Origin of the sequence: Pantoea sp. Seng (genome assembly GCF_009829935.1) — a bacterium.
GTDB lineage: Bacteria > Pseudomonadota > Gammaproteobacteria > Enterobacterales > Enterobacteriaceae > Pantoea > Pantoea communis.
Window position 1 is genome coordinate 14,968 of record NZ_SZZV01000026.1, and the last position, 13,188, is coordinate 28,155.

The following is a 13,188-nucleotide window of genomic DNA, read 5'->3' on the forward strand; positions in this document are numbered from 1 at the left end:
TTTGAACATAGGAAATTATTATGACTAATTTTGCTCCGACAGCTGCACTGCCATGGTATTCGCTTCCAGCGCTTCGAAGATGTGCGGTTCGTCGGCGGGGTAGCAGATGTAGTCACCGGGATGAAGTTCGACCGGGGCATCGGTAGGCCCAACAAGTGCGCGACCCTGCGCAATAATGATGTGTTCTACGGAACCGGGCGGATGCGGATGAGAGGCGCGCGGTGCGCCCGGCTGGCTGGTGATCAGATATAAATCACGACGTCCGCCCGGCGGACAGCTGGCCAGTAGCGCGGCCTGGTAATCCGCGAGTTCAGCCGACACCATCATGCCCTCACCACGACGGATCACCTGCAAACGCTTCACTTCCGGCTCCATCAGGCGGGCAAAAGGAATATTGAGCGCCACGCACAGTGACCATAACGTCTCAATGCTGGGATTGCCGTTGCCCGCTTCCAGTTGGGAAAGCGTGGATTTCGCAATGCCAGCGCGGCGGGCGACTTCGGTTAACGAGAGCCCGGCACGCTGGCGTTCGCGCACTAATCCAGCAGAGATAAGATCGATCGGTGGTGTCACAATTACTCCTGTTCTTTATATCGAACGTTTTGTTCATCTTGTAAAACATCTCGGGCGCGTTCATTATAACGGCTTTCCTGTTCGATATGAGATCAAATTGTGATGCGTCTGGGTGCAGTTCCGCTTGATCGCGGCGTATTAAAAGCGATTTTCCTGGTTTGTCTGGCCGACGGTATTGTCGGGCTCTCTTACGGTTCGCTGGCGGCGGCGGATGGTTTTCCACTGTGGGTGCCCATCGCGCTTTCGACGATGGTGCTGGCAGGCGCATCCGAGTTTCTGTTCATCGGCATTGTGGCCGGTGGTGGCAGCCCATTAACAGCAGCGGCGGCGGGTTTGCTGGTCAACGCGCGGCACTTGCCCTTTGGTATTGCAGTGAAAGATCTGGTCGGCCAGGGCGGACGCAGTTTGCTGGGTTGCCATATCATGAATGACGAAAGCGTGGTGTTTGGCATTTCGCAAAAGACGCTTTCCCAGCGAAGCGCCGCATACTGGGTGTGTGGTTTAGGGATTTTTGCTATCTGGCCACTCAGTGTGGTGTGCGGCGCATTTATCGGGCGCTTCATTCCCGATGTCTCGGCGATTGGTCTCGATGCGGTTTTCCCTGCCATCTTGATCGCGCTGATATTTCCCGCTTTGCGTCAACGTCGCACGCGGATTCCGGCCACGCTCGGTACGGCATTGTCAGTACTCGCCACGCCGTTTGTTCCGGCGGGAATGCCAGTATTGTTTTCATTGTTGGGCTTATTAAGCTGGCGGGAGCGCAAAAATGCACAATAACCTCGTGATTGCCGGGATCGCGCTGCTCGCCGTCGGCACTTATGTGATGCGCTTCGCGGGTTACCGACTAGGAAGCCGTATGCCGATGTCGGAATCGGTGCGCAATATGCTCTCTGATGCTGCTACGGTGCTGTTACTGGCGGTTGCCGTCACCACCGCACTATTTGAAGGCAGCCACTTCGCAGGTGTCGCGCGGATAGCGGGCGTGTTGTTTGCCGTGTTTCTCGCCTGGCGCCGTACGCCATTGATTTTAGTGATTGTTGGCGCGGCCGTGATGACGGCATTGCTGCGTTATTTTGGGGTGCCTTAAGCCAAAAAGAACAAACTTGCGGCAAGGGTTTTGCTACTGTGGGACTTCCGTATTCATCGCACAGAGAAGAATCCATGACACCGCGCTTAGCGCTTCCACATGAAGCCGCCAACTTGTGGCGTATTCGCAATCTCGCGATTCGCGATGGCTGCCAGTCAGCTTATCCGCCTGAAGTGATTGCCGCATGGACGCCTGACGCGTTGCCGTCAGGTTACTTTGAGGCGATTAAGGGCAATCCTTTCTACGTGATCGACGATCCTGAGTTGGGCGCTGCCGCTACGGGCTTTCTCGATCTCAAAACCGGAAGCGTAGAAGCCATTTTTACTCTGCCAGCCTGCAACGGCAAAGGCTATGCCAGCGCCATTATGATCGCGATTATCGCGGAAGCCCGCCAGCGTGGTTTTCGGCAGTTGACCCTGGCCGCAACACCCAATGCCAGCGGTTTCTATCTGCGCCATGGCTTTAGCACTGTGCGTGAAGCCTTGTATCCTTCCGCTCTGGCCAAAGCCGATCTCCCCTGCGTCGAAATGATACTGACACTATGATTGAGTAAGTGAAAACAACATGGACAGCGCCAAAATGGTGATTAACTGTGTGGCTTATCGCCACGGCAAACGTGAAGAGCATGTCGATGTCGCCGACATCAGCGAAGTACTCAAAGACGAAAGTGCGTTTATCTGGCTGGGTTTGAATCAGCCTGAACCGGCTTTTATGCAGACGTTGCAGGAAGAGTTTGGCCTGCATGAGCTAGCGATTGAGGATGCGCTGGTGGCGCATCAGCGCCCGAAGATTGAGCAATATGGTGAGTCGGTATTTATCGTGGTGAAAACGGCACATCTCGACGATCAGCAGCGCATCAGCTTTGGTGAAACCCACTTTTTCCTCGGTAAAAACTTCCTGATCACCGTCCGCCACGGTTCATCGGAGGGCTATGCGGCAATTCGCGCCAGGGCAGAAAAAAACCACACTATGTTGTGTCAGGGACCGGGTTACGCGTTTTACTGCATCCTCGATTTTATCGTTGACCACTACAGTAAAATAACCGAATCACTCAGTGAACGTATCGGTACGCTTGAAGAGGGCATGTTTACCACCCGCTTTGACAGCAAAACGCTGGAGGATGTCTATCATCTGCGGCGCGAACTGCTGGCGCTGCGCAATGCCGCGATGCCGGTGACTGAAATTTGCGCCCAGCTGGCGCGTTTTCACGAAGACATTATTCCGAAGAACCTGCGTGCCTACCTGCGTGACGTTCAGGATCATGCTCATCACGTGATGATCGATGCCGAGGATATGCGTGAAATGCTCACCAGCGCGATGCAGGTCAATCTGGCGCTGGTGTCGGTTCAGCAGAGCGAAGTGAATAAAAAGTTGGCGGGCTGGGGTGCGGTGCTGATCGTCCCGACCATTGTCTTCAGTATGTACGGCATGAACTTCTCTGATATGCCCGAACTGAAAACCCACTTTGGTTATCCCGCGGTACTGTTGGTGACGCTGGCGATCTGTGGTGTGATGTGGTCACGACTGAAAAAAGCAGGCTGGTTGTAATCTTTTTATCAGATGACTTTATTATCACTGTGCTGATGATAGCGGCGCAGTGAATTAATATCTCCATCCACACATTTCCCTGAACGATTTAACTGCAACTGAGTGATTGAGCGGCCTGTCGCGCAAAACCTTCATCCAATTGCCACGGTTTTGTCATTTCGCTGTTTTTTTCATCATCATCTTTTCCTATAACAACGCCAGATTAAATACAACATATCCCACATTAACCACATGACCCGGTCTTGCTTCATTCGCCAACTGTTGCCACTATCGCTACATAGTGATGCCAGAAATGCAGGGTGTAACCATGGCGGTGGACCAGAATTTATTTAACTCGATGCCTGATGTTATTGGCGCGGCGCAGCAGATTCGTCGCGGTGATATCAGCAGTGAAAAGCTGGTGGGGAATTGCCTTCAGCAAATAAAATCCCACAATCCCACATTGAATGCCTTTGGTGATGTTTACGATGAGCAGGCGATGGAAGAGGCTAAAAGCTGCGATCGCGAACGTCAGTCGGGCAAGAGTCGGGGTCCATTGCACGGTGTGCCATTCGGCGTCAAAGATCTGTTCTCAACGGCTGGGTTGCGCACCACCAAAGGTTCACTCACCTCACTGGATAACGTACCAGAACATGACGCGCCGATTATTGAGCGACTGAAGGCGGCGGGAGCGATCATTGTCGGCAAAACCGCGACCACCGAGTTTGGCTGGACCGGATCAAGCTATTCACGGGTATTTGGTCATGGGCGCAATCCGTGGGATCCGGCGTTAACCAGCGGCGGTTCCAGTTCGGGATCGGCAATCAGCGTGGCGGCGCGCATGGTGCCCGCCGCGCTGGGCTCCGACGGTGGCGGATCGGTGCGTATCCCCGGTGCTTTTTGTGGCATTTTCGCCCTTAAAGCCTCGCTGGGACGCATCCCAACCTGGCCGTGGTCTGCCACTGAAATGCTCAGTCATGCCGGGCCGATGACGCGCACGGTTCGTGATAGCGCACTGCTGTTTGATCTGCTTTCTGGACCGGATGCGCGCGACCATCAGGCGCTACCAGCGAAAAATGAATCCTGGCTGGCACGCTGCGACCAGCCATTGCCCGCGCTGCGTGTGCATTACAGTCCCACGCTGTTTAACACACCGGTCGACGAGCAGATTGCGCGTTGCGTCGAACAGGCGGTGGAGCAGATTGCCCATACGTTACCGGTGACGCTCACGGCACGCCCGCTGGATTGGTCATCACCGTTTGAGACATTTGACACTTTATGGAGCGGCGGGCGCGGTGTGGCGTATGGTGCCGCACTGCAGCAGCAGCTCGACCAGCTCGATCCGGGCTTTGCCGCGCTGATTGAACACGCGCAGCGCCTGAATCTGGCCGACTACCTGGCGGCGCAGAAACAACGAGCGGCGTTTGCCGGACAAGTGCACGCCTTGTTTGACAGCGTGGATTTACTGATCACGCCTACGCTGCCAGTGCTGCCGTTCTCGGCCGATCGCCATGTGCCGGAAAATCAGTCGCCGGGCGACAGCGGAGTAGAGTGGGCGCGCTGGACACCTTTCACCTGGCCATTCAATTTGAGTGGTAATCCGGCGGCGACGATTCCCTGTGGTTTTACCGCGCAAGGTTTACCGGTGGGTTTGCAGGTGATCGGCCGACGTTATGCGGAAGGCGACGTATTGCAGTTCTGCGCGGCGCTCGAAGCCCTGATGCCGTGGGATCAACATCAACCTTCTCTGTAAGGCGCGGCCTTGAGACCGCCCGATAGGTATACTGCGGTTTTGGCCTCTAAAAACAGAAGGTAAGCATGATTAATCAGCCACGTCTGGATGAGATAAAACGGATTTTACACCACGACAAACGGGTGCGCGTCACGGAACTGGCGCAGAAATTCGTGGTGTCAGAAGAGACGATTCGCCGCGATCTTAAATATCTGGAAGAGCAGAGCGTATTACGACGCGTGCACGGCGGTGCCATTTTACCGGTGCCCAACGAAGAGCAGCCGTTACAGATACGCAGCCGTATCAAGCCGCGTGCTAAAGCGCGTATTGGTCAGCTGGCAAGCGAATTAGTGGAAGAGGGAATGGCGCTGTTTCTGGATACCGGCACTTCAACGCTGGCACTGGCGCAGCAGTTGACCCGCTTCTCGCGTTTGAAGGTTATCACGAACTCAATGGATATCGCCGCGCTGCTCACGCAGCAAAGCGACAACGCTGTCACGCTAACACCAGGGCGCGTTCGGCGAAATGATAACGCACTCATTGGCCCCCATACGCTGGAGTTCGCGCGTCAATTCCACTACGACATTGCCTTTATGGGCATTGGTGCAGTGGATCGGGACAACGGTTTTATGGATTACGAAGAGCCTGAGGCGTTATTAAGGCGCGTGCTGAGCACGCGCTGTCGCCAGAGTGTGATTCTGGCAGATGAAGGCAAATTTGGACTGCGAACCTTTGTGAACACGCTGCCGTTTAGCGCGGTTGACACCTTAGTGACCAATGCGCGACCCGCGGCAGCTTTTGTAGCGAGTCTGGAGAGTGCCCATGTCAACATCCTCCATCCCGGCAATGCCGAGGATGACACCGCAAGATTATCAGGCGTTTGATGCGCTGTTCGCCCTCAGCAGCAGCATTGGTGCAACGCCAGCAGGCGGTTTACATCGCCTGACGGCATCTGCTGCGGATAAGCAAATGCGCGATGCCTTTTGTACCTGGCTGACGCAACAGGGTTTTCACGTTCACGTGGATGAAATTGGTAACATCTTTGGCTTGATGACGCTTTGCGAAGGCGCGCCATGGGTGCTGTGCGGTTCGCACCTGGACAGCCAACCGCTGGGTGGACGTTTCGACGGTGCCTACGGCGTCACCGGCGCTGCAGTGACCATGGCAACATTGGCTCGCCAGCTGCGCGACCATTCGCAAACCGCGCAACGTAATCTGGCGGTGGTGAACTGGACCAATGAAGAGGGTGCGCGCTTTCAACCCAGCCTGACCGGCAGTTCAGTGTTCACAGGCGCACTCTCGCTGGAGCAGGCTCTGGCGTGTTGTGATGGCGAAGGTATCTCGTTGCAAACAGCTTTGCAAAATATTGGTTATCGCGGAACGGCGTTACCCGATCTGACGGTGGCGGCCTACTGCGAACTGCACGTTGAGCAGGGTCCACATCTTGAATTGCAGCAGAAACAGATAGGCGTAGTGACGGAAACCTGGGCGGCACTGAAATGGCAGGTGACGTTTCGCGGAGAGCAAAACCATACCGGCCCGGCATTGATGGATCGCCGGCGGGATGCGCTGCTGGCAGCCGCGCACACCATTGTGGCGGTGCGTGCAGAGGCTGAACGCTATGGCGAAGCACTGCATACCTCGGTGGGCCGTCTGGAAACCGTGCCTAATTCGCCGAACGTAGTGACTTCTGAAGCCACGTTATTTATTGAGTTTCGTTCTGCTGATGAAGCGCTATTGCGCCAGTTGAGCGACAGCTTCGGCCAGCAGATGCAATCGATTGCGCAGAACACGGCCACCGATGTCAGTCTCGACCGTGCACAGTATCGTCCACGACAGCAGTTACATTCGGCATTGAGTGATCTGGCTTTAGCGCAGGCGGAAAAATTGGGGCTGAAAGCGATGCCGATGCGTTCAGTAGCAGGTCACGATGCGATAAGCATGAGCTATCACTGCCCGAGTGCATTGCTGTTTGTGCCCAGCGTAGACGGCCTTTCGCACAATGAACGTGAATACACCGCCACCGCCGACTTGCATCGCGGTCTCGACATGTTGATGGCGATGCTCACTGAGCTCTGCCTGAAAGGGGAGGACGCCTTATGTTGATGCGTTTACAGCAAGCGCTGGCGAGTTGGCAACCCGTGCAATCCTTTGATATTCAGCCAGGCACGGCAGGTGTTGCGTCACCGCATCGTTTAGCGACGGAATGGGCCGGATTTCGCCTGCAGTCAGCGGGGCAAGGCTATTATGCCAAGGTGCTGTTCGATGATCAGAAAGCGTTGATTGATTTCCAGCGCAGCGCCGAAATTAGCCGCCAGGCGGGCGAGTTGGGCATCGCCCCGGCGCTATGCCACGCCGATCCGCGCAATGGCGTTCTGATCTTCGCGGCGCTGGATGACAGCTTCCGCTGGGCGCGACTGGATGCGTTACGCGATCCGCATCACTTTGCCAGCCTGACGCGTACGCTGGATAAATTACATCACTCAGGATTGCCGCTTCCCTTACACAGCCGCCAGCAGGATATGTTGCGGCTACGTCTTCAACTGGAAACACAGGGTGTGCAACAGCCAGATGAGCTGCAATGGATGGGGGAATGTGTCGATTTGGCGTGGGAAGCACTCAACGCCGTGTCCTATACACCGGTTTTGATCCACGGCGATAACATCGCCAGCAACTGGATGGTCAACCCTCAGGGTGAATGGCGCTTACTGGACTTTGACTATGCCGCGCGCGGGGATGCCTGGCACGATATCGCGACGCTTATCCACGAACAACTGCCTACTGACGATCGCTGGCGTGATGCGATTCGTGCGTGGCGTGGTGACAGCAGCGAGGCTGATGTAGCGCGTTGTCGCTTATATGCGCTGGTGGATGATTATCACTGGACGCTATGGGGCATGCTGAACGGTGTCACCAGCACGCGCGGTCTGGAGTTTGCCAAGCTCGGCCAGTGGATGCTGTTGCGCTGCCGTCAGAGCCTGAGCGATCCCCGTTTTGAACGTTGGTTAAACCTGACAGCGGAGCAGGCAAAATGAGCAAATCTCTGGGTGAAGGGCAAAGCTGGCAGGAACAGCGGGTGGAACAAGCCATTACGGCGATGCCGGAATGGCAGGGCAGGGCGGTGCAGTATCGTCCGGTAAGCGGCGGTATTTCCAACGCCAACTGGCACGTGGCAGTCGAGGGCGCGCCTTGTGCTTCTTTCGTCAAAATTCCCGGCGAAGGCACCGAGCGCTTTATTAATCGTGACACCGCACATGAAGCGAGCCTGAAAGCCGCGCAAACCGGCTATGGCGTGCCGGTGGTGGCCTATCTGCGCGATCTTGGCGTGGAAGTGTTTGAGTTCATCGATGGCTGGCGCGCCTCGTCAAACCTCGATTTCCAGCAATCCGCGATTCGTCATCGTGCGTTGCAGGGCTTGAAAAGTTTCAACGATCAGCCGTTGCTCAGGCAGAACAAAACCGTATTCGACATGCTTAATGAGCATATTGAGCAGGTCAGTGCACTCAATGTCGCGCTCTCTGCTGATGCTGCCTGGTTGCACAAACAGGCACAGCGCGCGCAGCAGGCGTTAGAAGCGGCGGGATTAGATTTGGTGCCGTGCATGAATGACACGCTGGCGGGTAACTTCATGCTCAATGCGCAGAACGATATTCGCCTGGTCGATTTTGAATATGCATCAAATAACGATCGCTGTTATGAACTGGCGCTGTGGTTTGGCGAAATGTTTTTCACACCGAAAATAGAACAGGAATTGCTGGAGGACTATTTCGGTAAAGTGGATGCAGCATTATTCGCTCGCGTGCAAATTCATAAGTATCTGGCGGATATGAAGTGGTCAACCTGGGCCATTATTCAACATCATGTGGCCGATATTGATTTTGATTTTTCAAAATATGGTGCCTGGAAGCATTTGCGGGCGCGCAGCGTGTTAAATCATCCCGACTGGGAAAACTGGCTACGCGCGGTGTAAGCGGAACGCGCCGGGATTAAGTCCTTGTAAGATCGTCTGTAACATTATCCGTCCGTCGTATTTTCGGACAGCGCTCTTTGCTGTCTGATGTTGAGGTTACACCAAAGGGGAAATGCTGATATTCAGCAGGTAAAGGAGTGCGCACACCGTCAATTAATATTGAGGAGGTTATTATGAGTTCGATGGTCATGGCGCAGCAATTACGCGCCCGCATAAGTATTAAAAATAAAATCTTCGCCCTATACCTGTTGGCATTATTACTGCTGGCACTTTGCCCACCGCTTTATTTAAGCGTCAGCGGAAGTAGTGCGTTATTACTGGGGATACCTCTGCCGATCGTTTATTGGCTCGCGATTGCGGTATTCCTGGGTGTGGGATTATGGGTTATGTATCTGGCGGAATGCGCGTTTGGTGAAATTCCGGATGATGAGGAAGTCGCATGAAAATCACTGCAGCAGAACCCCATTATTTAATTACCTTTGGCATGATTGGCCTGTTTCTGGCGATCATGATTGCCGTGCTGTATGCCACCAACCGTAAAAGCACCTCCTTTTCTGATTACGCCGTCGGCGGCCGATCGTATGGGCCGTGGTATATCGCCATGAGCTATACCAACTCGTGGTGGCCGGGAGCGACTTTTACCGCTTTCTTCTCACTATCGGTGAGCGGAGTGATCGGCTTCTATGGCGCGGTCTACTCAACGCTCGGCGTGACAGCCATGTATCTGATGGCGCGCCGCGCGTGGAAATGGGGCCAGCACTTCAATCTGACGACACAACCCGATCTGCTCGGCATGCGTTTCAACAGCCCGGCGGTGAAGCGAGTGGCGTCGATTATCGGCATCATCTGCGTCTTCCCGTGGGTGGTGATGGGGATACAGGCACTGGCGTTGTTGGTGGAATTTGCCAGTTTTGGCCGTTGGGGTGTCACCACCTGCCTGATTGCTGGCGTGTTGCTGATTCTGGTGCGTCAGTACTGGACCGTCAGCATGGGCATGCGTGGGTTGATCATGACGGATATGTATCAAGGCATCATCGCCTATGGGTTGGGTGCGCTGGTGTGCGTGGTGCTGTTGTTTGGTGGCGATCATGGCTTCGGCCAACTGGCAACGTTACCACCCGCAATGCTGCAGATTCCGGGCGCGGAGGGTTCGCACTATGGTCCCTGGTATATGTTCAGCCTGATTTTCACCGGTGTGATTGGGTCAATGTGCTGGCCGATGAGCTTCCAGCGCATTTATACCGCCAGCGGCATCCGTGCCGTCAAGAAAGGCACTTTGCTGACGATTCTGCTGGTGGGCGGTTTTTACGCCATCCTGATGCTGTTCGCCACGGCGGTCAGTCAGGATCCTAACGTGCAGGCCAATCCACAAAATGGCTTCTTCACGGCGCTGTTTGATCAGGGCGGTCCGTGGTTACTGGCACTGGCGCTGGTGATTGTTCTTGCTGCCAGTATTGGTCACGTTGATGGATGCGTGCAGGTATGTGGTACGCAGTTTGCCAACGATCTGGCGACCTGGAATAAACCGCGTAGCGATCGTCAACTGACGGTGCTGGCGAAGTCGGGCATGGTGGTATTTATTGTCGCTGCCGCGCTGTTGGCGTACTTCACCTTCAACTATTCCCGTTTGCAGCTGCTGGCGCAGATCTCCTATCAGGGGATTATTCAGCTGGCGGTGCCGTTGTTCTTTGGTATCTTTAGCCGCTTTGGTAACAAACAGGGTGCGCTACTGGGCATGATGACCGGGATTATTATCGCTATCGTGCTCACCGTGTTCTTCCCGGATGACATCCCGGCGCTTGGCTCGCTGACCAGCGGCATCGTTGGCCTGGCGGGTAACGTGGCGGTGTTTATGGTGTGTGGCTTGCTGATCCCAGTTGACGACAAAGAGAAAGCCCGTGTCGAAGCTTTGTTCGCGCTGGCTGATGGCGTGAAAGCACCGGTGGCAAAACCGCTGATGAATTAACCCGTTGCAATCCTTTTCGTATCAAGGCCATGATAACGCTCTGACCCCTTATCGGAGCCTATCATGGCCGCCTCTTCGCCGTTCAATATTGGTCTGCTGCTGTTCCCGCATCTCACTCAACTCGATCTCACTGGCCCGTGGGAAGTCTTTGCTCGCATGCCCGGCGTGAACAATTATCTCATCTGGAAGGATCGGCAACCGGTGATGTCCGATCGTGGTTTAGCCATCGTGCCGACGACAACGTTTTCTGAGTGTCCGCCCCTCGATCTAATCTGCATTCCTGGCGGTCCGGGACAAATTGCGCTGATGGAGGATGAAGAGACGCTGGATTTTGTGCGGCAAAAGGCCGAACAAGCCCAATGGGTGACATCGGTATGTACCGGTTCACTGGTGCTGGGGGCCGCCGGTTTGTTGCAGGGATATCGTGCCACTTCGCATTGGGGGTCATTGGATCAGCTCAGCCTGCTGGGCGCCACGCCGGTAGCCGAACGTGTGGTGCGCGATGGTAATCGGATTACCGGCGCGGGTGTTACGTCAGGTATCGATTTTGCACTCACTGTGGCAGAAGAACTGTTTGGCCGCGACGTGGCGGAAAACATTCAACTGCAGATGGAGTACGATCCCGCGCCACCGTTTCATGCAGGTTCACCACGCAGCGCCTCGCCGGAACGACTGGCGCAGGCGCAAAACCAGATGCATGACTTTATTGCTCGCCGCCGCGAGGCCACAGAAGCTGCCGCCGCCAGGCTCAAGCGCTAACTAACTGGCCCAGCTCCAGCTTCAAACAGCGATCGGCGAGGTGGAAATAGCGATCGTCATGGGTGATCACCAGAACGGTTTTCCCTCGTGCTTTCAGCGCGGGGAGCAGTTGGTGGTAAAACACCTCGCGAAACGTCGGATCCTGATCGGCTGCCCATTCATCAAACAGATAGAACGGGCGGTCTTCCAGCCAGGCCACCAGCAGCGCCAGGCGCTTACGCTGTCCGGTGGAGAGCGCCAGCGTCGAGAAAGTGCCCTCCACCAGCGTGACTTTTCGGGTTAATTGCAGGGCATCCAGCAGGGCGTGCGCTTCGTCATTCCAGCGTGTGCTGTCGATGCCTTGCAAATCCTCAAACAGATGAAAATCATTAAACACGGCAGAAAACAGCTGACGATAACCGGCGCGGTTGCTCTCATTGATGACTTCACCGTCCAGCAGCAGTTGACCACTATCCGCCTGATATAAGCCGGTAAGCAGTCGAGCCAGCGTGGTTTTACCGCTACCGTTGCCGCCCGTCAGATACACCAACTCACCGGGACGAAACTGCAATGAGAGTGGGCCGAGCTGAAATGCCTCATGCTGATAGGTGATGTCGCGCAGTGCCAGCTGATGGAAACTGAGCGGCGGTGCACCAAAGGTTGTTTGCTCAGGTGGCAGCTGCTGCTGCATGGCTTGAATGCGTTTGAGTGCAACCTGCGTGAGTGTCAGGCCGGGCAGGGCGGCGAGCGCTGTCTCAATCGGCACGATCATATAAAGAAACACCATCGCGAAACCAGACATCACCGCGCCGTGCAGATCCAGCATGTTGGCGAGTAAAAACATCACCACGCCGATAAAGGCAAAAAAGAAGACGCTGGCCCAAATGTTGGCCAGAGCATACAGCACATAACCGCGCGTACGTTCCACACGCACCTGCTCGATGGTATTGAAAAGTTTGTTATGCAGAAACGCCTGTTTGCGCGGGGCGTGTAAGCGCAGTTCTTTCGCACCGCTGAACAGCGCGCTCACTTCACCAGTCAGCGTCTCTTCACGCTGACGTGACTGGCGCATCAGTTGTAAGGCGCGCCGATGCACGCCACTGTAGCCGAGTGAGCCTATCAACACTGTGCTAAGCGCAATCATCATCACGGTCAGCGACAGATAACCGAGATAGCCCATGCAGCCGATGATCACTGCCAGCGACATCACGAAACCCGGCAAGGCAATAAAGAACACCACCACCTGGTCGAGGTCCTGCGTCAAAACGCTAAGGGCACGCGGCATGCCGTGCTGTTCAAGATCGGCATAACCGGCATCCGCTACCTGCTGGACCAGCTTACGGCGCAACTCGGCTTTGCAGCGCTGACCCATTGCCATAAACAGGGACTGACTCAGGGTGCGCGTGCCCAGCATCAGCAGTGCCAGCAGGGCAAACTGCCACGCCAGTTGCCAGCGCTGTGCCTCCGTGGCGCTCAATCCCTGATTGATGAGTGCCAGCAGCGCCGCGTTGCTTAAGCCACCGATCACGCTGCAGGCCAGCGCGACGAAAAACAGCACACCGGTGGTGCGCAGTAACATCAAATAAATCGACACC

General features: G+C 55.4%; 14 protein-coding genes. 12 read left to right on the forward strand and 2 right to left on the reverse strand.

Going from position 1 to position 13,188, the window contains the following annotated elements; genetic code table 11:
* Positions 1-24 precede the first annotated feature (24 nt).
* Positions 25-573: a helix-turn-helix domain-containing protein gene (locus tag FD737_RS21280; protein ID WP_045831923.1), complete on the reverse strand. Its 549-nt coding sequence runs from the start codon at positions 571-573 to the stop codon at positions 25-27.
* A 102-nt stretch (positions 574-675) separates the two neighbouring features.
* On the opposite strand from FD737_RS21280, the gene FD737_RS21285 reads away from it, so the two are divergent.
* The 12 genes from FD737_RS21285 (at position 676) to FD737_RS21340 (ending at position 11,614) form a co-directional block, all read left to right on the forward strand.
* Positions 676-1,350: an AzlC family ABC transporter permease gene (locus FD737_RS21285; RefSeq protein ID WP_160834530.1), complete on the forward strand. Its 675-nt coding sequence runs from the start codon at positions 676-678 to the stop codon at positions 1,348-1,350.
* On the forward strand, positions 1,340-1,660 hold the full coding sequence (locus FD737_RS21290) for an AzlD domain-containing protein (protein WP_034822312.1): 321 nt from the start codon (positions 1,340-1,342) through the stop codon (positions 1,658-1,660). Before FD737_RS21285 ends, FD737_RS21290 begins: the two co-directional genes overlap by 11 nt.
* 74 nt (positions 1,661-1,734) lie before the next feature.
* Positions 1,735-2,205 carry a GNAT family N-acetyltransferase gene (locus FD737_RS21295; protein ID WP_160834531.1) on the forward strand — a complete coding sequence of 157 codons (471 nt, stop codon included), beginning with the start codon at positions 1,735-1,737 and terminating at the stop codon, positions 2,203-2,205.
* A 34-nt stretch (positions 2,206-2,239) separates the two neighbouring features.
* Positions 2,240-3,208, forward strand: a complete 969-nt coding sequence (corA, locus tag FD737_RS21300) for a magnesium/cobalt transporter CorA (RefSeq protein WP_160834555.1) — start codon at positions 2,240-2,242, stop codon at positions 3,206-3,208.
* A 292-nt stretch (positions 3,209-3,500) separates the two neighbouring features.
* Positions 3,501-4,940, forward strand: coding sequence for an amidase (locus FD737_RS21305; protein WP_237448842.1), 1,440 nt, complete (start codon positions 3,501-3,503; stop codon positions 4,938-4,940).
* Positions 4,941-5,005: 65 nt separating this feature from the next.
* Entirely contained in the window at positions 5,006-5,803 is a 798-nt protein-coding gene (locus FD737_RS21310) for a DeoR/GlpR family DNA-binding transcription regulator (RefSeq protein WP_160834532.1), read from the forward strand.
* On the forward strand, positions 5,742-7,025 hold the full coding sequence (locus FD737_RS21315; protein WP_160834533.1) for a Zn-dependent hydrolase: 1,284 nt from the start codon (positions 5,742-5,744) through the stop codon (positions 7,023-7,025). Before FD737_RS21310 ends, FD737_RS21315 begins: the two co-directional genes overlap by 62 nt.
* The gene (locus tag FD737_RS21320; RefSeq protein WP_160834534.1) at positions 7,019-7,954 is read left to right on the forward strand and encodes a phosphotransferase; all 936 of its coding nucleotides are present in this window, start codon (positions 7,019-7,021) and stop codon (positions 7,952-7,954) included. Before FD737_RS21315 ends, FD737_RS21320 begins: the two co-directional genes overlap by 7 nt.
* Complete coding sequence (locus FD737_RS21325) at positions 7,951-8,889, forward strand: choline kinase family protein (protein WP_160834535.1); 939 nt, start codon at positions 7,951-7,953, stop codon at positions 8,887-8,889. Before FD737_RS21320 ends, FD737_RS21325 begins: the two co-directional genes overlap by 4 nt.
* A gap of 173 nt (positions 8,890-9,062) precedes the next feature.
* A complete protein-coding gene (locus FD737_RS21330; RefSeq protein ID WP_034822302.1) occupies positions 9,063-9,332 on the forward strand; it encodes a hypothetical protein in 270 nt (89 codons plus the stop codon).
* A complete protein-coding gene (locus FD737_RS21335) occupies positions 9,329-10,855 on the forward strand; it encodes a sodium:solute symporter (RefSeq protein ID WP_097117619.1) in 1,527 nt (508 codons plus the stop codon). Before FD737_RS21330 ends, FD737_RS21335 begins: the two co-directional genes overlap by 4 nt.
* Positions 10,856-10,918: 63 nt before the next feature.
* The gene (locus tag FD737_RS21340) at positions 10,919-11,614 is read left to right on the forward strand and encodes a DJ-1/PfpI family protein (RefSeq protein WP_097117618.1); all 696 of its coding nucleotides are present in this window, start codon (positions 10,919-10,921) and stop codon (positions 11,612-11,614) included.
* Here the strand turns inward: FD737_RS21340 and FD737_RS21345 are convergent.
* Positions 11,604-13,187: a cyclic peptide export ABC transporter gene (locus FD737_RS21345; protein ID WP_097117617.1), complete on the reverse strand. Its 1,584-nt coding sequence runs from the start codon at positions 13,185-13,187 to the stop codon at positions 11,604-11,606. The genes FD737_RS21340 and FD737_RS21345 overlap by 11 nt on opposite strands.
* Position 13,188 lies beyond the last annotated feature (1 nt).